Source organism: Sulfurimonas sp. NW15, assembly GCF_051132285.1.
Lineage (GTDB): Bacteria > Campylobacterota > Campylobacteria > Campylobacterales > Sulfurimonadaceae > Sulfurimonas > Sulfurimonas hydrogeniphila.
In genome coordinates this window covers 1411225-1434318 of record NZ_CP093237.1, presented here as the reverse complement: position 1 = coordinate 1434318, position 23094 = coordinate 1411225, and the positions used below count along the sequence as shown (strand labels likewise).

The 23094-nt window shown below is 37.4% G+C and carries 20 protein-coding genes and 1 pseudogene; 18 read left to right on the top strand and 3 right to left on the bottom strand.

Annotation, left to right across the window (positions count from 1 at the left end; all coding sequences use genetic code 11):
- Positions 1-6 precede the first annotated feature (6 nt).
- From dnaE to MLC52_RS07275, 12 genes are all read left to right on the top strand, one after another.
- The gene (gene dnaE / locus MLC52_RS07330) at positions 7-3624 is read left to right on the top strand and encodes a DNA polymerase III subunit alpha (RefSeq protein ID WP_434579859.1); all 3618 of its coding nucleotides are present in this window, start codon (positions 7-9) and stop codon (positions 3622-3624) included.
- A gap of 4 nt (positions 3625-3628) precedes the next feature.
- Positions 3629-4891: a M18 family aminopeptidase gene (locus MLC52_RS07325; protein ID WP_434579857.1), complete on the top strand. Its 1263-nt coding sequence runs from the start codon at positions 3629-3631 to the stop codon at positions 4889-4891.
- Positions 4891-5874: a sensor histidine kinase gene (locus MLC52_RS07320; protein WP_151900163.1), complete on the top strand. Its 984-nt coding sequence runs from the start codon at positions 4891-4893 to the stop codon at positions 5872-5874. Before MLC52_RS07325 ends, MLC52_RS07320 begins: the two co-directional genes overlap by 1 nt.
- Positions 5875-5955: 81 nt before the next feature.
- A complete protein-coding gene (gene ccsA / locus MLC52_RS07315; RefSeq protein WP_434579855.1) occupies positions 5956-9078 on the top strand; it encodes a cytochrome c biogenesis protein CcsA in 3123 nt (1040 codons plus the stop codon).
- 160 nt (positions 9079-9238) lie between these two features.
- Positions 9239-9943: a DUF2461 domain-containing protein gene (locus MLC52_RS07310; RefSeq protein WP_151900165.1), complete on the top strand. Its 705-nt coding sequence runs from the start codon at positions 9239-9241 to the stop codon at positions 9941-9943.
- Positions 9936-10235, top strand: a complete 300-nt coding sequence (locus MLC52_RS07305) for a cupin domain-containing protein (RefSeq protein ID WP_151900166.1) — start codon at positions 9936-9938, stop codon at positions 10233-10235. The genes MLC52_RS07310 and MLC52_RS07305 overlap by 8 nt, the downstream gene beginning before the upstream one ends.
- An 8-nt stretch (positions 10236-10243) precedes the next feature.
- Complete coding sequence (gene hemH / locus MLC52_RS07300) at positions 10244-11197, top strand: ferrochelatase (RefSeq protein ID WP_151900167.1); 954 nt, start codon at positions 10244-10246, stop codon at positions 11195-11197.
- The gene (locus tag MLC52_RS07295) at positions 11194-11829 is read left to right on the top strand and encodes an HAD family hydrolase (protein WP_434579853.1); all 636 of its coding nucleotides are present in this window, start codon (positions 11194-11196) and stop codon (positions 11827-11829) included. The genes hemH and MLC52_RS07295 overlap by 4 nt, the downstream gene beginning before the upstream one ends.
- A 45-nt stretch (positions 11830-11874) precedes the next feature.
- The gene (locus MLC52_RS07290; RefSeq protein WP_434579851.1) at positions 11875-12555 is read left to right on the top strand and encodes a hypothetical protein; all 681 of its coding nucleotides are present in this window, start codon (positions 11875-11877) and stop codon (positions 12553-12555) included.
- A 58-nt stretch (positions 12556-12613) separates the two neighbouring features.
- Positions 12614-13813 (top strand): molybdopterin-dependent oxidoreductase, encoded by a 1200-nt coding sequence (locus tag MLC52_RS07285; RefSeq protein ID WP_151900170.1) that lies wholly within the window; start codon positions 12614-12616, stop codon positions 13811-13813.
- 9 nt (positions 13814-13822) lie between these two features.
- Entirely contained in the window at positions 13823-14131 is a 309-nt protein-coding gene (locus tag MLC52_RS07280) for a sulfite:cytochrome C oxidoreductase subunit B (protein WP_151900171.1), read from the top strand.
- A gap of 39 nt (positions 14132-14170) precedes the next feature.
- Positions 14171-16282: a cache domain-containing protein gene (locus MLC52_RS07275; protein WP_434579848.1), complete on the top strand. Its 2112-nt coding sequence runs from the start codon at positions 14171-14173 to the stop codon at positions 16280-16282.
- 290 nt (positions 16283-16572) lie between these two features.
- Here MLC52_RS07275 and MLC52_RS07270 read toward each other — a convergent pair whose 3' ends face one another.
- The 3 genes from MLC52_RS07270 to MLC52_RS07260 all read right to left on the bottom strand — a co-directional run bounded on the left by MLC52_RS07270 (position 16573) and on the right by MLC52_RS07260 (position 17566).
- The gene (locus MLC52_RS07270; RefSeq protein WP_434579846.1) at positions 16573-16770 is read right to left on the bottom strand and encodes a hypothetical protein; all 198 of its coding nucleotides are present in this window, start codon (positions 16768-16770) and stop codon (positions 16573-16575) included.
- A 284-nt stretch (positions 16771-17054) separates the two neighbouring features.
- Complete coding sequence (locus tag MLC52_RS07265) at positions 17055-17312, bottom strand: type II toxin-antitoxin system RelE/ParE family toxin (protein WP_434579844.1); 258 nt, start codon at positions 17310-17312, stop codon at positions 17055-17057.
- A gap of 2 nt (positions 17313-17314) precedes the next feature.
- Positions 17315-17566 (bottom strand): hypothetical protein, encoded by a 252-nt coding sequence (locus tag MLC52_RS07260; protein ID WP_151900175.1) that lies wholly within the window; start codon positions 17564-17566, stop codon positions 17315-17317.
- Between the two features lie 83 nt (positions 17567-17649).
- On the opposite strand from MLC52_RS07260, the pseudogene MLC52_RS07255 reads away from it, so the two are divergent.
- The 6 genes and pseudogenes from MLC52_RS07255 to MLC52_RS07230 form a co-directional block, all read left to right on the top strand.
- Positions 17650-17892 (top strand): annotated as a pseudogene (locus tag MLC52_RS07255) (IS30 family transposase); the annotation flags it as partial.
- Positions 17893-18048: 156 nt separating this feature from the next.
- The gene (istA, locus tag MLC52_RS07250) at positions 18049-19161 is read left to right on the top strand and encodes an IS21 family transposase (protein ID WP_434579843.1); all 1113 of its coding nucleotides are present in this window, start codon (positions 18049-18051) and stop codon (positions 19159-19161) included.
- On the top strand, positions 19152-19970 hold the full coding sequence (gene istB, locus MLC52_RS07245) for an IS21-like element helper ATPase IstB (RefSeq protein ID WP_434579842.1): 819 nt from the start codon (positions 19152-19154) through the stop codon (positions 19968-19970). Before istA (MLC52_RS07250) ends, istB (MLC52_RS07245) begins: the two co-directional genes overlap by 10 nt.
- A 331-nt stretch (positions 19971-20301) precedes the next feature.
- A complete protein-coding gene (gene istA, locus MLC52_RS07240; RefSeq protein WP_434579769.1) occupies positions 20302-21843 on the top strand; it encodes an IS21 family transposase in 1542 nt (513 codons plus the stop codon).
- A gap of 41 nt (positions 21844-21884) precedes the next feature.
- Entirely contained in the window at positions 21885-22637 is a 753-nt protein-coding gene (gene istB / locus MLC52_RS07235; RefSeq protein WP_434579771.1) for an IS21-like element helper ATPase IstB, read from the top strand.
- A 27-nt stretch (positions 22638-22664) separates the two neighbouring features.
- On the top strand, positions 22665-22955 hold the full coding sequence (locus MLC52_RS07230; RefSeq protein ID WP_434579841.1) for a hypothetical protein: 291 nt from the start codon (positions 22665-22667) through the stop codon (positions 22953-22955).
- The last annotated feature ends 139 nt before the right edge of the window (positions 22956-23094 follow it).

Below are 23094 nucleotides of genomic sequence, written 5' to 3'. Positions count from 1 at the left end.
TGATTTTTGAGTGCAAAACCTTCCTTTACACATTTACATCTTCATACAGAATACTCACTGTTAGACGGTGCAAACAAACTCTCAAACCTTGTTTCAAGAGTCAAAGAACTTGGGATGACAAGTGTTGCTATGACAGATCACGGCAATATGTTTGGAGCTATTGATTTTTACAAGCAGATGAAAAATGCCGGACTCAAGCCTATTATCGGTATGGAAGGGTACATTCACAACGGTGAGACTCTTGGCGATAAAAGTACAAAACAGCGTTTTCATATCTGTTTATATGCCAAAAATAAAAAGGGATATGAAAATCTGATGTACCTCTCCTCCAAAGCCTTTATAGAGGGCTTTTACTATTTCCCGCGAATCAACAAAAAAGAGCTGAGAGAACACAGTGAGGGGATTATCTGTACCTCTGCATGTCTTCAGGGAGAAGTAAACTGGCACCTAAATCTGCAAAATGAAAGAAATGTCAAAAACGGTGCGCTCGGATATGAGGGTGCTTTAGATGTCGCTCGGGAGTATCAGGATATTTTCGGTGATGATTTTTACCTTGAACTGATGCGTCACGGTATCGGGGATCAACTCTACATAGATGAGCAGATTTTAAAAATTTCCAAAGAAACAGGTATTAAAGTTGTGGCGACAAATGACACACACTATACCTATCCTGAAGATGCCCAGTACCATGAGGCCTTTATGTGCATAGGGATGAATAAACTTTATGATGATCCAAATCGTATGCGTCACTCGGTACATGAGTTTTATATAAAATCTCCTGATGAGATGGCACGGCTTTTTGCCGATATTCCGGAAGCTTTAGAACATACGCAGGAAATTGCAGACAAAATAGAAGATTTTGTACCCATTGTAAAATCACCGACACCGCCCAACTTTAAATTTACGCAGGAGTATGCAAAAGAAGAGGGGCTTGATATAGACTTTGAAGATGATCCCCCTTTATCTGAAAATGCCACAGAAGAAGAGAAAAAAAAGTGGATGAGTGCTGCTGATAAGAATGATGCCGAATTTTTCATTGTCAAATGCCGACAGGGACTCCAAAAGCGTCTGAAAATTGTTCCAAAAGAGAAGCATCAGGAGTATCGGGACAGGCTGGAATTTGAGATGAACATCATTAACTCTATGAAATTTCCCGGTTATATGATGATTGTTTGGGACTTTGTTAAAGAGGCAAAGCGTCTGGGTATTGCAGTAGGTCCCGGACGGGGAAGTGCTGCCGGAAGCCTGGTTGCCTACTCTTTGGAGATTACCGACATTGACCCGATGAAATACGACCTGCTTTTTGAGCGTTTTTTAAATCCTGAGCGTGTGAGTATGCCCGATATTGATATGGATTTTATGCAGGCGCGCCGCGGAGAAGTGATAGACTATGTCACAAAAAAATACGGGCGTAATCAGGTTGCCCAAATCATTACTTTTGGTTCTTTGCTTGCCAAGGGAGTCATTCGGGATGTGGCACGTGTTTTGGATATGCCGCTTAGTAAAGCCGACCAGATGGCAAAACTTGTACCCGATGAACTCGGCATTACACTTAACGGTAAAACAAAAAACGGAGAGTTTAAAGAGGGTGCTTTTCAAAAAGAGCCAAAACTTCGAGAACTCATAGAGAGTGATCCTCAGGTCGGACGGGTTTGGGAATTTGCCAAAAAGCTTGAAGGGCTCAAGCGAAATGCAGGAATGCACGCTGCCGGTGTCGTTATAAGCAATGAAGAGTTATGGAAAAAAACACCTATATACAAGCCTTCCGGGGAAGATACCTTTGTCACACAGTATTCACTCAACTATATGGAAGATGTCGATTTAATCAAGTTTGACTTCTTGGGTCTAAAAACACTCGATGTTATTGACAATGCAATCAAACTCATTAAAAGAAGATACAACAAGGAGATAGACTGGCATCAGATAGACGAAAATGACAAAAATGTGTATGATGTCATTCAGACCGGTGAAACAGTCGGAATGTTTCAGATAGAATCATCCGGTATGCAGGATCTGAACCGTCGTTTAAAACCTTCAAACTTTGAGGATTTGATTGCGGTCCTGGCACTGTATCGTCCGGGTCCTATGGAATCAGGGATGCTTGATGATTTCATCGAGCGTAAACACGGACGACAGGAAATTACCTATGTTTTTCCCGCACTTGAAGAGATACTCAAGCCTACCTACGGAGTTATAGTTTATCAAGAACAGGTTATGCAGATTGTGCAGACTATCGGTGGATTTTCTCTCGGTGGTGCAGATATTGTGCGCCGTGCCATGGGGAAGAAAAAAGTCGAGGAGATGCTTAAATACAACAAAGAGTTCTCCGAGGGTGCAGCCAAACAGGGGCTTGATTATAAAACGGCTTCAGAACTCTTTGATTTGATTGAAAAGTTTGCCGGATACGGTTTCAACAAATCACACTCGGCAGCCTATGCCATGGTTACTTTTCAAACGGCATGGCTCAAGACATATTATCCCAATGAATTTATGGCAGCACTTTTAACCTCAGACAAAGATAATACAGAAAAAGTAGTGCGCTATATAGATGAAGTCAAGCGAATGGGCATAGCACTTTCTCCTCCTGATATCTGTGACTCTTATTTGGAATTTTCTGCTATTACGAAAAATCAGCAGGAGATTATTTTGTTTGGTTTGGGCGGTATAAAAGGGGTTGGAGAAGCAGCTATTTATGCCATGATAGAAGAGCGCGAAGAAAACGGCGACTATACCTCTTTGCAGGATTTTGTCAACAGAATCGAGCCAAGTAAAGTAAACAAGCGTGTTATTGAAGCCATTATAAAGTCAGGCGGATTTGACAGATACGGCTACTCACGAAAAGCACTCTTAGACCAGATAGAACTGATTGTGGAGACGGCAAAAAAAGCGAGTGAAGCAAAGAAAAATGCAGTTGGTTCTCTTTTTGGAGATGATGAAGAGATTACAACCGTAAAACTCGAACTTACAAACTCAGACGAATATGAACTCAAAGAGATTTTAGAGTTTGAAAAAGAGACTTTGGGATTTTATGTCTCCGGGCATCCGATGGATAATTTCAGACAAGAATTGGATGAGCTAAATTATACACTCTCATCAGAACTTGAAAGCATCAAAGACGGCTCTTTTGCTATATTTATAGGAAAAGTAGAAGAGATAACGAAAAAAATCTCTAAAAAAGGGAATCAGTTCGGTATTGTCAACCTGATGGACTTTCATGGAAATATTGAAATTATGCTTTTTTCCGATAAGCTCGAACAACTCAGTGAAATGGATCTGGAAGAACCTGTTGCTTTTAAGGCAAGAGTCACGCATACTGATTTTGGACCACGACTCAATGTTACAAAGCTAATGACACTCAAACAGGCAAAGAAAGAGACAAAAAAAGTAAAAACAGAGATTCAAGAAGCGCCGCCGGAGCCAATTAATTTGGCTGTACGACTGAGCAGTAATTTTGATGTACTGGAAAAACTTTATACGCTTATCAGGCAAAATCCGGGGAACAGACCGCTTAAAATTACCATAGTATCAAAACTGCACAATGTCGTCATAGATTCCGCCATACATGTAAATGCACAGCTCATAACTGCGCTTGAAGGCAATGAATTTGTGGATATAATAGGATAAACAGATGAATAAACAAGATTTTAACGAAGGACTTTTAGGCTTTTTGGATGCTTCGCCTACGCCTTTTCATGCGACGCAAAATATGGCAATGATGTTTGAAAATGCAGGATTTATCAAGCTTGATGAAACAGATAAATGGGAACTTAAAGCAGGACAAAAGTATTATGTCACACGCAATGGCTCATCAATCATTGCCTTTACCTATCCAAAAACAGAGAAAAATTATGTGATGGTCGGGGCACATACCGATTCGCCAAACCTGAAACTCAAGCCAAATCCTGTAATAAAAGAGCATGGTGTGGTGAAATTCGGTGTTGAGCCTTACGGCGGACTGCTCTTAAATCCCTGGTTTGACAGAGATTTATCTTTAGCGGGTCGGGTAAGTTATCTTGATGCAAACAAGACTTTGCAAAGTATCTTGATTAATGTGCAAAAGCCAATCGCTGTTATTCCATCGCTAGCCATTCATTTGGACGACAAAGCCAACAAAGAGAGAACGGTGAACAAACAGACAGATATCTGTCCGGTTTTGAGCACAAATGAAGATTTTGATTTTGATGAATTTATTAAATGGCAGCTTGCAAACAACGGTATTGGAGATGTCGAAGAAATTTATGCAAGTGAGTTGAGCTTTTATGATACACAAAAAGCAGAATTTGTAGGGCTGCGGAATGATTTTATTGCAAGTGCGCGGCTTGATAATCTGCTGAGTTGTTACACAGGCATGGTTAGTATTTGCAGTGTAAATACAGACAAGCCTATGCTTTTCATCGCAAGTGACCATGAAGAGGTGGGGAGTGAATCGACGAGCGGAGCAGGGGGCAGTTTTCTAGAAAATACCCTGCACAGAATGTTTGATGATTATGAAGAGTATATGAAGATGACAAGAAGCTCTTTGATGATAAGTGCAGACAATGCCCATGCAATTCATCCAAATTACCCGGCAAAACATGACAGCAATCATGCCCCGCATATAAACAAAGGTGTTGTCATAAAAGTCAATGCAAATCAGCGATATGCCTCCAATGACAAAACAATAGCAAAGTTTAAGTATAGCGCTTCATTGTTACATGTAAGGCTGCAAAATTTTGTGACAAGAAGCGATATGGGATGTGGCTCCACCATAGGACCCATCACGGCTTCGCGTTTAGGAATAGACACCATAGATGTAGGACTGCCAACCTGGGCAATGCATTCCATACGCGAACTTGCCGGCAGTGATGATGCACATGATTTGTATAAAATTTTGACAGGACTCAGTGCTTAATGGCATCTATTACACCGCAGGAACTTAATGTTCTTATTCAGCAGACTTATAAGGTTGAGAATGAGTTTAATGAGTTAAAGGCCTCGTATGCACACCTGCAGGATACTGTTGAAAAGGTTGTTGAATTTCTCCCTAATGCTATTTGGATTCTTAACAGTGATAACACTGTTTTTTTGCAAAATTCCCATGCAAGAGAGTTATGGGAGCTTTTAAAGCTTTTGGAGTACCGTGATGAAGATTATGAAATTACTTTTAATGCACACTCCTACCTTGTCAAGAGTTCTACCTATAAAGACAAAGTGATGCTCTCTGCAACAGATATTACAGAACAAAAGCGAAAAGAGAATCTTGCCACTATGGGACAGATGGCAGCCCACCTTTCCCATGAAATACGGAACCCTATAGGGGCGATTTCTTTGATGAGTTCGACACTTAAAAAACGGGTACTTCCTGAAAATATTCCAATAGTCGAAGAGATACAAAAATCAGTTTATAGAATTGAGCGAATCATTAAAGCGACACTGATGTTTTCAAAAGGTGTGCAGACACAAAAAGATCTTATACCGTGGAGTCAGCTCAAAGAGTCTCTGGATATGGCGATAGCCTATTACGGATATTCAAAAGAGATAGAGTTTGTTTTTCCAAAAGAGGATTTTTTTATGCATGCAGACAAAGATTTACTTGAAATGCTGTTTGCAAACTTTATCACCAATGCCATTGATGCGATAGAAGAGGATGAAAACGAAGAGGGAAGGGTTGAAATAACCTATGAAAATGATGGAATATATCACATCTTTAAGATATATGACAGTGGTGTGGCTATAGATAATGAAAAAGAGCTTTTTGAAGCATTTAAAAGCACAAAGCTCAAAGGCAACGGTTTAGGACTTGTTCTTTCCCGTCAGATTGCCGAGGCACACGGCGGAAGTGTAAATTTATGCACTGTGCAGAAAAAATGTTTTGAAGTGAAAATTAAAATGTAAGTTAAAAAGGCGTGATTGTTTTTAGGTTAGTTTATTATTATCTTATTGCAAGTATAATAATTTTTTTTTAAAAGGTTAAACATGAAAAAAATTCTCTCTTTAATTGGTTCAATGCATACGATGGCAATTTTAATGCTTATTTTTGCATTTACAATAGGGTATGCAACGATAGTTGAAAATGACTATGGAACGATGACTGCAAAAGCAGAAATCTATAATGCACGATGGTTTGAGGTTTTGCTGGGTTTATTGGCTTTGAATCTTTTGTATAATATCTATCGATTTAAGATGTACAAACTCTCTAAAGCGCCTATTTTTATCTTTCATATTGCGTTCTTGGTGATATTGGTCGGTGCGGCAGTGACGCGGTATTTTGGTTATGAAGGGACTATGCATATTCGTGAAGGAGGCAGTGCTTCTTCAATTGTAAGTGCTGATCCCTATATAAGCATAAAAGTCAGTAACGGCAGTGACACAAAAAAATTCTCTAAAGTTTTATATCTCTCAAAAAGAGGAAATAATGATTTTGAGGCGTATTTGAAGCTTGAGAATAAAAAGGCTGATGTGAAGCTTGTAGAGTACATTCCTAATGCCATAGAAACTTTGGTGGCAGACAAAAACGGCAAGGCAATAGCAAAACTTATGGTTACAGGCAGTGGACAGGGAAAACCTGTAGCACTCGAAGAGGGCAAGTTTTATAATGCGGGAAGTTTTATTCTGGATTTTAATTCAGGCGAACATTTTGATAAACCGGTTTTGTTTTTGTATATAAAAGACGGCAGGTTGTACCTGAAGCATGATATGAAACTTTCTTACTTAAAAATGGCTGACCGATCCAGAGGCAGTTTGGATGCAAATGATCATGAAGCGCTTCAGACAAGAGTTCTTTACAGCAGTGATTTAGGCGGTTTTGTTTTGCGTGATTTTATGCTGCATGCACATAAAAAAGTGGTTTCAAACCCAAAATCCATACTGCGGGCTTCCGGTGTAGATGCGCTTAAATTTTTGGTTCACAGTGGCGATAAACAAAAAGAAGTCCTGGTATACTCACAAAAAGGTATGCTTGGTGTTCCCAGTGAAGTGGATATAAATGGTTTACATGTAAGTGTTGCCTATGGTTCAAAAGAGATAAAAATTCCTTTTACCTTAAAACTTTTGGATTTCGAGCTTGACAGATATCCGGGATCTATGAGTCCGGCATCGTATGCAAGTGAAGTGGAACTTATAGACAAGGAAATGGGAATTGATATGAAATACAGAATATACATGAATCATATTTTGGAACACAGAAATTACAGATTTTTCCAATCATCTTATGATATGGATGAAAAAGGAACAATTTTGTCAGTAAACCATGACCCAGGAACACTGCCGACATATATAGGCTATTTTTTACTGGCACTCGGAATGTTTTGGGCACTCTTTTCCAAAAAACACAGATTTGCCAAACTTTCGGCAAAAGCAAAAAAAGCGAGTGAGTGTAAAATAGTTCCGGCATTGTTGATTGCAGGTTTGGCATTTGCAGTGACACCGGCAAAAGCCGCTGAACTTGATCCGGCTATAAAAACCATACTTTCTTTTGATAAAGAGCATGCACAAAAATTTGGACATTTGATAGTGCAGGATACAAAAGGACGTATGAAGCCGATAGATACACTTGCTTTGGAAGTATTGGCAAAAATACACAGAAGTTCTACATTGCAAGTCGGAAAAACAGAGTTAAGTGCAAATCAGGTAATCCTGGGCATGATGATACGACCGGATGTTTACAAAGACATAAAACTTATTCGAACGGGTGATGAAAGAATAAATGAGGCCATAGGAATAAAAAAAGATGCAAAATATGCCTCTTTTGCACAGTTTTTTCAGGATCCTGCAGGTATGCGGGGTTACAAGCTTTTGTCTCTTGTTGAACAGGCTTCAAGAAAAGCTCCAAAAGACAGAAACAAGTTAGACAAAGCTGCCTTGAAAATTGATGAAAAAGTAAATGTTGTTTATATGGTTTTTACAGGTTCACTGTTGAAAATATGGCCAAAACCGAATGACCTTAATAACAAATGGTATGCAACAATTGAGGCTTTAAAAACATTTGATGCTTCTCAGGCTGAAAAAGTCAGAATGATTGCGATAGCCTATTTCACAGCTGTCGATGCTGCTCTTTCAAACGGAGAATGGAAAATCGCTGATGCAGGATTGAAAAAGATAGACGAATATCAGAGGTTCTACGGTTCTGCTGTCTATCCGAGTGAAAATAAAATAAAAGCAGAGATTTTTTACAACCACTCAAATGTTTTTGAAATTCTTTGGCCATTGTATTTCATTATGGGCTTTGTATTGTTGATTTTAAGTTTTGTGAAAATTTTAAAACCGAAATTTCAAATGCAAAAAATTACAAAAGTTTCTTTGGGACTTTTAGGTATCTTTTTTATTGCACATACTTTGGGTCTTGCACTGCGATGGTACATATCGGGACATGCTCCATGGTCAAACGGTTTTGAATCAATGACATATATTGCATGGGCAACGGTTCTGGCAGGATTTATTTTTTCCAAGCAGTCTCCTATTACGCTGGCATCTACGTCAATTTTGGCAGGTCTGATTCTGTTTGTGGCACATTTGAGCTGGATGAACCCGCAGATTACCAATCTTGTGCCTGTACTTAATTCTTACTGGTTGAGTATACATGTATCAATGATTACGGCAAGTTATGGTTTTCTGGGGCTTGGAGCATTGCTTGGATTTATCACCCTGTTGCTGTTTATTGTAAAAAATGACAAAAATGACAAGCAGATTTCGCTCTCTATTAAAGAGTTGAATGCCATTAACGAAATGAGTTTGATCATCGGGCTTGTTTTGTTGACAGTCGGAAACTTTTTAGGCGGTGTCTGGGCAAATGAATCCTGGGGCCGATACTGGGGATGGGATCCAAAAGAGACATGGGCACTGGTGACTATTTTAGTCTATGCCGTTGTTATCCATGTACGGTTTATTAAATCTATTTACAATGACTTTAATTACAGTGTAATCTCGCTCTTGGCATTTACATCGGTTTTGATGACATATTTCGGAGTGAATTATTATCTTGCGGGTATGCACTCGTATGCAAAAGGGGATCCGGTACCTATTCCTGACTTTGTTCCGGTAACCTATGCAATAGTGTTTATAATTATTGCACTTGCTTTTAGAAACAGAAAATTAGCATAGAAATACCAGATTTTAGGCAAGCTTAAAACCTTGGTTTTAAACGCAATGCTATTAAGTTAAGCGACTTTTTTGGAACCCGTACTTTAGTGCGGGCTTTGTGTCTTTCATGACTAAGTTTTAGTTTGACACATATATTTGTAATGTAAAAAAGGAAATACCTTTGGAGTTTACAGGTTTTAGTAAAAAAACACTGCCGTTTTTGGCAGCAATTCGAAAAAACAACAACAAAGAGTGGTTTTCGGCTCATAAACAGGAGTACGAAACACTCATTCTCAATCCCTCCCGTGCTTTTGTCACAGAGATGGGAGAGCATCTGCAGGCACTTGAACCATCCATAAACGCAATACCAAAAATCAACAAATCTCTGTATAGAATCTACCGTGATTCAAGACGTCCAAATGCGCTTGCCATGCCTATAAAAGAGCGCATCGGCATAATATTTTGGCAGGGAAACAGCAAGAGAATGCAAAGCTCCTCTTTTTATCTGCACTTTTCGCCTGAAGAACTTTATGTAGCCGTGGGTGTACGCTGGTTTGAAAAACCGATGCTTGATGCTTTTCGGCAAACCATTAAAAATGATGCCAAACGTGCCGAACTCGCAAATATACTTAAAGTTATCAAAGCAAAAAACAAAAACTACACCCATCTTGAAAAAGGCTATAAGCGTTTTCCTAAAGGATTTCATGCTGATATGGAACATGCTGATTTGAGCCTTTATAAAGGTATGGCAACCTATACGATACTCGACCCGCATCTTATAGAAGACGGGGAGAAGCTTATAAACAGGCTTTATGAAATTTATGAAGATATGCTGCCTCTGCAACAGTTTATGTATGAAGTCAGCCTGAGAGTCGAAGATGAGTAATATTTTTGATTATGAGCTGCCTGAACCTGACAGTGAGAAATTTCAAACACTTTTAAAAAAGAAAAATGTAGAAATAAAAACTATAGTAAGCAACACCCTGAAAACTCCGCAAACCTTTGTTGAGGAGAGAGATGAATGGCTTGTCGTTCTCAAAGGTTGTGCAAAATTGGAAATAAATGGTATAGTACACAAATTAAAAAGCGGTGATACTCTGTTTATAGCTGCAAATACAAAGCATACACTTCTCAAAACAAAAAAAGTCGTTGTCTGGCTGAGTGTATATATACAATAGGAAGTAGATTGAAAAAAGAGGCGATAGTATTACTGAATATGGGTGGTCCAAACAACCTGAATGAAGTAGAAATGTTTTTAAAAAATATGTTTGCAGATAAAAACATACTGACGATGAAAAGCAATCTTGTGAGAAAAATGGTTGGCGGACTGATTGTCTTTAACCGTGCGGAAGCATCTCAGGAAATATACAGAGAACTGGGCGGAAAATCGCCTATAGTCGGGCATACAAAAAATCTTGTGTCAAAACTGCAAAAAAAACTGGGTGAAAAATTTATAGTTGATTTTGCCATGCGATATACACCGCCTTTTGCCTGTGAAGTAGTGGAAAAACTGGCTAAAGAGGATGTGGACAAAATATACTTGATTCCTTTGTATCCGCAATACTCTACAACGACGACAAAGTCCTCTCTTGAAGATTTTGAAGAGTGCTATCACAAGAGTAAAGGCAATGCACTTTTGGTGGAAATAAAACATTTTTTCCAAAATGAAACATATAACAGGGCAGTTATTCAAAGTATTCAAAATACAGTGGGAGAGAGTGAGTATCGTGATTTTGACATTGTTTTTTCAGCACACGGACTTCCGCAAAAAATTATAGATGCGGGAGATGTGTATGAAAAACATGTGAAACGTCATGTGGAAATTTTAAAAGAGATGATGCAAAAAGAAGGGATGGCATTTCATGATGTTCATTTGGCATACCAGTCAAAAGTAGGGCGTATGGAGTGGCTCAAACCTTCACTTGAGGACAAACTCAAAACAGTCAGAAACAGGGGTGTTGTCATTTTTCCTATCGCCTTTACTATTGACAATTCGGAAACTGACTATGAGCTGGATGTAGAGTACAGAGAAATAGCACAGGATTTGGGATTTAAAGAGTATAGAGTCTGTAAATGTCCAAATGACAGTGATTTGTTTGTTGAAGCACTTGTGGAAATTTATAAAAAGATGAAATCATGAAAAAAATAGTTATATTTGATATGGACGGGACATTGATTGATTCAAAAAAAGATATTACCATCTCAGTCAATTATGTAAGAAAAACAAATCATAACCTGCCTCCACTAAGCGAAGAGTTTATAGTGGATGCTATTAACAAAGAGGTAAGAAATCTTCCTAAACTCTTTTACAATACTGAAATCTATGAAGAAAAAGACAGAATTCTTTTTGAAAAACATTATAAAGAGCAGTGTATAGAACATCCTTACCTTTATGATGGTGTCCAAGAGATGCTTGAGCGGTTACATGTAAAGGGGGTAAAGCTTTCAGTTGCGACAAATGCACCGACACAGTTTGCCCTGACAATGCTGGAACATTTACATGTAGCCGATTTGTTTGACATGATAGTCGGTGCAGATAAAGTACAGGCATCAAAGCCGCATCCCGATATGATACACAAGATTTTGAATTTTTACAGTTATGATGCAAAAAAAGATAAGGCATGGATGGTGGGGGATAATTCAAAAGATATTAAAAGTGCACACAATGCCGGCATTGAAGCGATTTTTGCAGCATGGGGATTTTCTGCGCATGGAACACATACCATAGTAGTAAAAGATCCAAAAGAAATAGTAGATATCGTTTTACAATAAATTATGATACAATAAATCCTAACTCGGTTGAGGAGGGATGTCAAAATGTTTCATAATGATTTACTGATAGCTTTTATTGTAATGGGCATTTTATTTTTACGACAAATAGCAATTTTGAAACGTCCGGACAAAATTAACTATGCTCCTCTTGTTCTTGCTATTGGAGTGATTGCTACACTTGTCCATTTTATTTTACATACACAGTATGCAGATATTTTACTACTTGTCAAAGAATCTCTTTTTCCTCTTCTTTTTGCTTTAATCTTATATGTAATTATGAACATTTTTCATCAAACACAACAATCGCAGTTTATGAAAATGCAATTGGCACAACTTGAGAGCATCATACATGCAGACAGAGATATACAGAGAGTTGAAGAGCAAAATATTGTTTTAGAAACATCAAATAAACTGTCTGCTTTGATAAAAGATTTTGAAAGTGAGATACTGCTTTTAAAATCTCATACCGGCAGTATAAATACAACTTTAAGCGAGAGTGAAGCCAAACTGTTAAATGTCAAGAATCAAAGTGAAATGATAATAAAACAGATTGTTTTATCAGTGAAGAATATGCAGGAACTTGAAAAAACAACAGCAAGTTTTCCAAAAATATTTTCTCAATTAAACAGTGTGATTCAAGAAATAGAAGCGATAAAATCGGATTATATAACATCATACAAAGAGCTTGAAAATCTTTTAAAAAGATTGGAAAAAAAGCTCTTTTAAGTCATTTTAAATATTTGTCGATATAATCCAAACCAAAATAACAATTATAAGGAAAAATATGAAAAGAAGAGAATTTCTTAAAACTTCTATGGCTGCTTCAGCTGCTATTTTAGGTACAACTGCATTATCAGCCGGTGAAACACATCAGCCAATTGATACCAGAAAAGTCTCTGATATGGCTTTCCCTGAAAAAAGACCATTGATAACCTATTCGGACAGACCACCGCTTTTGGAATCACCAAGAAGCACATTTGCACGCGGCATCACTGAAAATGATGAATTTTTTGTCAGATGGCACCTTCCGGATATTCCGACTTATATTGATACAGATTCTTTTACTATTAAAATCGATGGTTTGGTTGAAAAAGAGTTGGAAATTTCTCTTAAAGAGTTGAAAAATGATTTTGAACAAGTTGAAGTAACTGCAGTACTGCAATGTGGTGGTAATTCCCGTTCAGCTTTTACACCAATAGCAGGCGGTATTCAATGGGGAAGTGGTGCTATGGGATGTGCAAAATGGAAAGGTGTACGGTTAAGTGATATTTTGAATCGTGCAGGCTTGAAAAAAGATGCTCATTGGATCGGTTTCAACGGTAAGGATAATGCAGCTTATTATGAAACACCGAATTTTGTAAGAGAATTAGAGATTGAAGAGTTAAATGATCATGTCATTATTGCGTATGAAATGAATGGTGAGGATTTACCTTATTTAAATGGCTTTCCTCTTCGTTTGGTTATTCCTGGATACTATTCGGACAGTTGGGTTAAAATGTTAAGTAATATTACAGTTACAAATAAGTACAAATCTCTTTTCTTTATGGATGTAGCATACCGTGTTCCAGACAATAAATGTGAATGTGAAACGCCAAAGCATAAATTTAAACCAACAAAGCCAATAACAAATATGAATGTAAAATCAGTGATAGGGTATCCTGAAAACGGGATGAAACTCTATCATAATTCACATGTAGTTGTAAGAGGTGTGGCATTTGATGACGGACATGGAATTAGAGAAGTTTTAGTCTCTGTTAATGGTGGGAAAACATGGGAAAAAGCAGAACTCAAACAAGAAAATGGACGTTATGCTTATACGGAGTTTAGGTATTCATATAAACCTACAAAATACGGAAAACTGACATTTATGGCAAAAGCAGTTAATCGTCTTGGAGATGAACAGCCATTTGCAAAAGATATCGGATGGAACCATGGTGGATATAAGTACAATGGTATTGATGAAGTTACAGTAGAAGTGGTTTAAGGAGAAAAAATGAAAAAATTATTATTAATAGCAATACTGTCCGCAGGTTCACTCTTTGCACAAGTAAAGGGAGATATTGAAGTCCCGTATATATCTTATCAAATCAAAATGGGTAAAGGATTTGATGCTGTTCAGGCAAACTGTCTGATGTGTCACTCTTTTGGATATATTATTAACCAAGGCCCTCAATCACGTGAGTTTTGGCATAAAAAGATAGAGAAGATGATTGTACATTTTAAAGCACCTATCACAAAAGAAGATGAAAAAATTGTGACTGACTATCTCTTTAAGCACTATGGAAACGGCAAATTAAAATAGTACCTGTCAAAAAAAATTGCAGGAATGGAGGTAAATTTCATGTCAATCAGTAAAAAAATACATATACCATTGGTAGTTTCTATTTTAGCAGGATTTATTGTTATTTTGGTGAACTACTATTATTCTATTAAAGACTTGGAACATGAGGTTTATACTTCAGAATCTGCTTCTTTGCATCTTAGCTACAAGCAAGCAATGCAAGCAAAGGAAGACATCGGTCTTACCAATGCTATAAACATATCGCAAAATTACAGTGTGATACGCTCATTGATGGAAAACAACAGAACTGTTGCCATCAATGGTTTAAAAAGCCTGTCTCAGGAATTTAAAAAATACACAAAATATAAAAATATTAAAATACATATACATGATGCAAATGTACATAGTTTTTTACGTGCTTGGAAGCCAAAGAAATTTGGAGATGATTTAAGTTCTTTTAGAAAAACAATAGTTGCCGTTAAAAGAGATAAAAAACCTATTGTCGCTATTGAGCTTGGTCGTGCAGGGCTTGTACTCAGAGGCTTAGCTCCCGTTGAGCTCAATAATCGCTATTTAGGTTCTGTTGAATTTATGCAAGGTTTAAATTCTATAATAAAATCTGCGAGAAAAAACAACGGATACGAAATAGCCATTGTCATGAAAAACGAATATCTCTCAACAGCACGTTCATTAAAATCTGCTCCAAAAGTCGGTAATTTTACACTTGCAGTCAAAGAAAATGTCGTTAATAAAGAGTTTTTTAATGATTTGGCTCATATTTCCATTGAGAAGACAGATACACCACAAATAACTGATAAATATTTTATAGTCTCAGAACCTATAAAAGATTTTTCAAACAATGTTGTTGCTTATGCACTGATCGGTGAAGATATCAATAAAGTAAACAGCGTCATTTCTCAATCTGAAGACTCTCTTTTGAGACAAGTATATATTATGTCTTTGGTTGATCTGTTTATTTTACTGTTTTTAATGTACATTATCAAAAAAACAATTACTGACCCTATAGTAAACCTTGCAAATGTTGCTGATGAATTGGCACAGGGTGATGCTGATTTGTCCAAGAGACTTCCCGTGGTATCAGAAGATGAATTAGGGCAGGCGAGTAAAAATTTCAATGCCTTTTTAGATAAAGTCGAAGCGCTTGCACTCGAAGCAAAAGAAGAAGCTTTAAGAGCTGAAGATTCTGCAAAACATGCTGCGGAAATTGGCGAGAAGAACAAACTGACTCTTGCACTGTCAGGAGAGATGATAAGCGGTGCACTCAACAATGCAGAAAATTTAAGAAACAGCATGTCTCAGAGTGTTGAAAGTGTCAATCAGGTAAATATACTCAATGCCAAAACATCCGAAGTCATTCAAGAAGTGACACACTCTACGGATAACATTAAAGATGCAATTGGCAGTATTACAGAGATGGTTTCAGAATCACGACATTCTGCAGAGGAACTGAATGCAAACGTTGAAGAAATTTTTAATGTGATCTCTCTTATTAAAGATATTTCAGACCAGACTAACCTGCTTGCACTGAATGCGGCTATAGAAGCGGCACGTGCAGGTGAACACGGACGAGGATTTGCAGTAGTTGCCGATGAAGTTCGTAAGCTTGCAGAACGAACGCAAAAAGCTACAAGTGAGGTAGAAGCAAATATAAGTGTACTTAAGCAAAACTCGATGAATATGAGTGAAAACAGTGAAAAAATTGAAGAACACTCCATAAGTTCACAGCAAACACTTGAGGACTATGTTGACACGCTTTCTCAGTTGATTTCCAACAGTGAAGCTATCACAAAAGACAATGAAATCATAGGATACGAACTCTTTGCAAATATGGCTAAACTTGATCATATGGTCTATAAAAACAATGCATATTCATCAATGCTTGAAGGGAAATTGAAATTTGAATTGAGTGACCATACTCAATGCAGACTAGGCAAATGGTATGCAGATGAAGGTAAAAAACTATTTGGAAAAAGCAGTTTTTATACCAACCTGCAAGAGCCGCATAAAAAAGTGCATGATGATATAGCAAAAGCTATGCGTATGCTTGGCAGTGATAAAGTTGATGAAATCATAAAAATATTTAAAGATGCAGAAAAAGCATCACAGGAGTTGTTTACTTATTTAGACAATATGGTTAAAGAGAAATTATAATTCTTTTTAACCCGCTATTTATACCCAATGCCATTAAGTTAAAAAAAATTAATGCTTTTTCGGAACCGGTACTTCAGTCATAAGTATCTACACAACTCAAAACTCCATCTACATCAGATATCTTGTTCCTGGTTACGAGCCTGCAGCTTAATCGAACTAAAAACTTTCTGATTTCCAACATATTTTTACTGTTTGTATGTTCTGTCTCTCATACAAGCAAACAGGCATAAGAGGCAACAAACAAGCGTTTAAATATAGCCTGTGCACTCTTTTGTTGCCATTTTTCCAAATTAAACCCTGAACTCTTTAGCAGTTGTCAAACGAGTGCTTTCATTGATTTCATTGAAAAAGATAGCATATGCTTCTTCTAGGAGCTCTTTTTCTATCTCATGGATAGTTTGAGTGTCTTTGATATTAAAATTGTTTCTAGATACATCACTGTTCTCGTAGTAAAACTCACTACTTACTAACTGATATTTTGATGCCATACTTTTTTCTGAGGAGTTGAGCTTTTTTTATAACAGAAGTATTTTGTTGTAGTATATCCTTCAATAGCTTGAAAGATAGATACAATTTTTGAGATAATATTTTTATTGTTCGGATTCTTGCTCTGCCAATTCAAATTTAAAGTGCTTATTTTAGGGGTTTTAAGGGGTGGATGGGGTAGAGGGTTTCACTGTATCCCTGTTTTATTGTATTTTTTAAATACAAAATAAAAATATACCCCTAAAAATTAAAGTGACCTACAATTCTGCTTTATACCTTTTAATACCTAAAACTGTAATGATTGATTTTTCTTCATCAACTTTATATACAACTGTATACCCTCGCCTTTATAAATCAAGTCTCGGATATTATCATCATCAAAGTAAATTGATTTTCTACATTTGTAAGGCATATGGTGCATATCTTCAATTAATTTTTTTATCCCTTTTTTAAATTGATTTGCTCTATTCTTGCTATCTTGTGCAATATAGTCCCAAATGTTATTAAAAGAATTTATAAACCTTGGCTCATAGATAATTTTCATACTTAATTGCTAGTATGATGTTCTATTGTATTCCATACTTCTGTATGTGAAAGAGGTTTTGTCTTTCCACTTTCAATATTTTCTAAAGCATTTTGGAAATAAGCTTTATCCTCTTGAAATTGCTTAGAGTTTAAGTAATCATCTTTTCTATCTACTAGATTCAGAAGGTATTCATTAATTTTTGATTGCATATCAATGCCAGCACTCTTGAGTTTTTGATAAACATCATCTTGAATATTTAAAGATATTTGCATCTGTAATTACCTCCTTTAGTTACCTAAGTATAACATATTTTTGGTGATACAAGCGTTAATTGTAATTATAATTGGCGAGAGAAAAGTCTCGCATCGGAGATTGGGAAATTGACACTGTAGTTGGTAAAGATCATAAAGGATTTTTAGTTACTGTAGTTGACAGAAAATCAAAATTTGCTATCATTAAAAATGTACCAACTAAACATGCCGAAGTAGTAACCCAAGCGCTTATAGAGATGCTCACACCAATGAAAAAGATCACTCATACAATTACAAGTGACAACGGCAAGGAATTCGCATATCATAAACAAGTAGTAGCTGCACTTGTCAAACGAACTGCTAAAATTGGCACTAAGGGAAGTGAGTTAAAAGTTACTTTTTAAACACAAACCTTAAAAAATCAAATTAATTTTTGATAGACTCCGTTTCATCTTTTTTGAAGGGAGTCAAGTGTTAGATAAGAGGCAAGTTCAAATGACGGGGTGCCCCTTGAGGGTATAAAAAAACTTTTAAAACAAGGATTTAATAAAACAGAAGTAGCAAGACGACTGGGAATCAGTCGTGAGACAGTTCGTAAATATTCTAAACTTCCTGATGGGTATACACCAGTTATTAACAGAGCACCAGTAGAAAATATTGTAGATCCATATCTTCCCCATATTGCAAAGATGTTGGAAATATCCCATAAGGAGAACTCTTTTATTCCAACCACTGTAATTTACAAAGAGATACAGGCTTTAGGATACAAAGGAAGCTTGCGTTGGCTCCAGCAGGTAATGCAGAAATATGAACTGCGTGAGCGAATAAAAAATAGTGAAAAGCTTATACGCTTTGAAACAGAGCCAGCCAAACAGATGCAAGTCGATTGGGTAGAGTTTCCAAAAGACAACCTCTCTGCATTCGTTGCTACAATGGGCTATTCAAGGGCTTCGTATGTGGAGTATGTTGATAATGAAAAGATAGAGACATTGCTGGCATGCCATATGAACGCTTTTAGATACTTTGGAGGCGTTCCACTAGAGTGTCTATATGATAATATGCGCACAGTCATTATTAGACGCAATGCGTACGGGAGAGGTAAACATAAACTCAATCCTCTCTTTGAAGACTTCGCCAAGCATTGTGGCTTTGCTATTAAAGTATGTCGACCATACCGTGCAAAGACGAAAGGAAAAGTTGAGAGATTTAACCATTATTTACGCTACAGTTTTCATAACGCACTGCGTGTAAAACTTGCAATGAAAAATTATCAGCTCAATATTGACAATGCTAATGCAGAAGTACTCAAATGGCTTGAAATGCAAGCCAATGTACGCATACATCAAACAACCCTGCAAAGGCCATTTGATCTGTTGGCAGAGGAGCAACCCCACTTGCTTTCTCTGCCTAAACCTTATGGTGGCATCCATCCAAAGGCTGTAATACAAAGTGTAGCAAAAAATAATCAAGAGTTCAATAAAACACAAACAATAGATTCTATCTATATTCCAAAACCAGATATACAAAGTTATGATGAACTGATCCCTGCTGCCCTGCTTTACTGTATGCTGCCAACTTTTTCTATGCAACAACTGGGAGGTGCTTTATGGAACTAGAGCAGGAGATAGAAACACTTTGCAGATCACTCAAACTCTCTACTGTAGCAAACGAGTTTCACACTGTTGCCGCCACTGCTGCCAAAGAGAGTTGGCAATATACACAGTTCTTACATGAACTTTTAGTGCTTGAAAATAACAGTAGAATGGACAGAAGTAAAAACACCCTAACCAAACTTGCAGGGTTTCCTGCTATTAAAACGCTTGAGCAGTTTGATTATACTTTTTCTGTAGGAGTTAACCGCAAACAAATAGAGGAGTTGGCAACTCTAGGTTTTATTAAACGGCATGAAAACATTATTCTCCTTGGAGAGTGTGGTGTAGGCAAAACCCATCTGGCTATTGCTTTGGCATATAAGGCAGTTCAGAACAGATACAAAGCAAAGTTTACTACTATTGCAGAATTACTTGCCAATGCCAATAAAGCCAAAAAAGAGAGGAAGTATGATGCCTTTTTAAAATCAGTAACCAATCCTTCAATACTTGTTATCGATGAGATAGGTTATTTCAATATGAACAAAGAGGAAGCCAATCACTTCTTTCAGATTATCTCTAAACGGTATGAAAAAGCCTCTACTATCCTTACCTCCAATCTTGTCTTTAGCAAGTGGTCACAGGTATTTGCAGGTGATAAGGTTGTAACAACTGCTATCCTCGATAGACTACTGCATCATTCACACATCATCAACATACAAGGAGACAGCTATAGATTAAAAGAGAAAAAAGAGTCAGGAATTATCAATTCAGATTTATATAAGTTTGGAGCTAAATCTTCAAACAAAACAGGACAAAACAAAGTGGTGGTTTAAGTTTCAAATTGTAACTTTTTTTTACTTTTTAGTGCAAATTTTTAGGGTTCGTTTGACACTCTGATAGCTCTTTGTTCTACATTATTGAAAAAGAGTGTACGAGGTGGGTTAATAGTTGTAGGTGCAAAAAACGCACCTAATCGGACACCCATAACGTTTTAGTTCGGACACCCGTGACGGTTTTAAATCGGACAGTGATGACGGAAATGATTCGGACACTTTTACTAAAAAAGCGTCAACACAGATTCGTTTAAGAAAGAGATATTTTCTAAATTCAAATACACTCTTTGTAAATTTATTTACAAGGGTGTTGAAAATGAGGATTATATCTATGAGATCAGTTCGTGATATTGTAAAGTACCATAGTATGGGCTTGTCAATCAGAAAGATACATGACGCTACAGGAGTAGCCAAAAGTACCGTTGCAGATTATATCAAACGGTTTAAAGAGCTTGGATTGTCAATAGAGCAGATTGATGTTTTAGATGATGATGCACTCAAACTACAGTTTTTCCCCGATGTAGCCAGTGTCGTTGTCTCACGCAAAGCGATGCCAAACTTCAACTATATCCACCAAGAGCTCAAACTGCGCAAAAAAACCAAAGTGACCCTCTATCTGTTGTGGGAAGAGTATAAAGAGGATAATCCGGATGGGTATCAGTACACCCAGTTTCGCGTATACTACCGCCGCTTCGTCAAAAAACTCAACCCCTCCATGCGCCAGACACACCTTGCGGGTGAGAAGATGTTTGTAGACTACAGCGGTGTTACTATGCCAATACACAACCAAAGAACCGGTGAAGTGGAGTATGCACAGATATTTATAGCCGTACTAGGGGCTAGTGGATACACCTTTGTTCATGCTACCCCAAGTCAAAAACAGGAGGACTTCATCTACTCCCATGTCAAGTGCTATGGGTTCTTTGGCGGAGTGCCAAGAGTGGTAGTTCCCGATAATCTCAAAAGTGCCATCATCTCCAATAATAAAAACGGTATCGTCGTCAATGAGAGCTATGCAGACCTCAATCGTCACTATGGCGTCATAGTAAATCCAGCACGCCCAAGAAAGCCAAAAGACAAGCCAAAAGCAGAACAGGGTGTCCAAGCGATTCAACGCTACATTCTCGCACGCTTTCGTCACCATAAGTTTTTCAGTGTCGATGAGCTCAACGAAGCTATAGCGGAGTTGCTCGATAGATACAATAATAAGATTATAAAACATCTCCAAAAGAGTAGAACAGAGCTCTTTAATGAGCTCGATGCACCCTATCTTAATCCACTGCCTGCAAACAGCTATACCTATAAACAGTTTAAGATCGCAAAAGTGCATCAGGATTACCATATAAGCCTTGAGAAATGCAACTACTCTGTACCTTACAAATATATCAAAGAGGAGGTAGAGGTACGATACTCCACACAAAGTGTCTATATCTACCACAAGAACAGACTCATCGCTACACATCCACGCCTGCGAAGAGTTGGTGAGTGTTCGACACTGCATGAACATATGCCAAGTAAACATCAGTATGTAAACGAGAGTATGAATCCGCAAAGAGTGCGTTCTTGGGCAAAAAATATAGGTGAATTCAGTAGTGTGTTTGTGGAGGATGTATTTGCATCAGTAGAGTATCCACCACAGGCGTATAATAAAATAGTAGCCATCTTATCGTTGGCAAAACTCTATGGTAATACAGAGCTGGAGTTGGCGCTGATGTATGCCACAAAGCACAACACCACAACCACAAAGTCGATCAGATCGATACTCGATAAAAAGCTCTATCTGAGTGAGAGTGCCAATAATGTGCAACCATCATCACACTACGCACTTTTTAACAACCACTCCAATATCCGCGGTGCAGATGAGTACAAATAGAAATAATAATCAAATAATAAAAAGAAAACAAGGACAAAAGAATGAATCACACTACCGTTATCAACAAACTGACAGAACTTGGTTATAAGGGCTTTAAAGAGGCATATTTGCAACAGATGGAGGATATCAACTACGATTCTATGGGGTTTAGTGAAAGACTCTATCAGCTTCTTGATGCGCAGGATATATTTTTACGCAATAAACGCATCATCATGAATCACAGACTCTCAAAAATCAAAGATAAGCAAGCAGCACTCGATGCTATAGATTACACACCACAAAGAGGGATCAACAAAGCACAGATCAGATCACTATCTTCACTCAACTTCATCGATGCCAGACAGAACATCATCATTACCGGTAAAACTGGGACTGGGAAAAGCTATCTCGCTCAAGCGTTTGCCAATAAGGCTATATTTGATGGGTACAAAGCCTACTATGTAAGAACCCCTTCATTGCTTGAGGAGATAAAAATTGCAAGGTTGGATGGCACTTATACTAATCTGCTTAAAAAGTATTCAAGATTTAAACTGCTGATTCTTGATGACTTCGGTGTGATACCTATGGGTGAAGATGATGCAACGAATCTCTTTGAGATCATAGAGGACAGAACGCAGATTAATTCTACAATTATCACTTCACAGCTTCCTGTAAGTGAGTGGTATAACTATCTCAACAACAACACCATTGCAGATGCAATTTTAGACAGAATTGTTCACTCCTCCCATAGGATAGAACTGAGTGGTCCATCGATGCGAAAACTCAAATCGAGCATCAAAACTGACGAATATTAAAAAATCATTCGGACACTTTATGCTAAAATGGCGTTACAGAAAATATTCCCTTTCTTGGTGTCCGATTTAAAACGCGTTGGGTGGCCGGATGCTCCGTCATATGCAGTAGGAGAGATTAACCTTGGCGGATCTATTGAGCCTATACACAATCCAGTAAGTATTGCTGAGATAGCTGTTGAAAAAGGTGCCAGTGTTTTACTTATGCCCGTGACCAGTAGACGACAGCTATTTGATTTGCCTGATGACCTAGCCATTAAGATCGATATACAGTTTTATTCTGATGCCAGGGATGCTTTGTTGAAAGCGATTGTGGAGTAACAATTATTTAACTTCATTGCTTACAAAAAATGATAGTTATTATAAAACAAAAAGAGATTTTGAACTAGCTTAAAAGAAATTTACAGTTTTGACGAATTTTAAGAATGAAATATTTGTACGTTTTCTGACAAGAAAGATT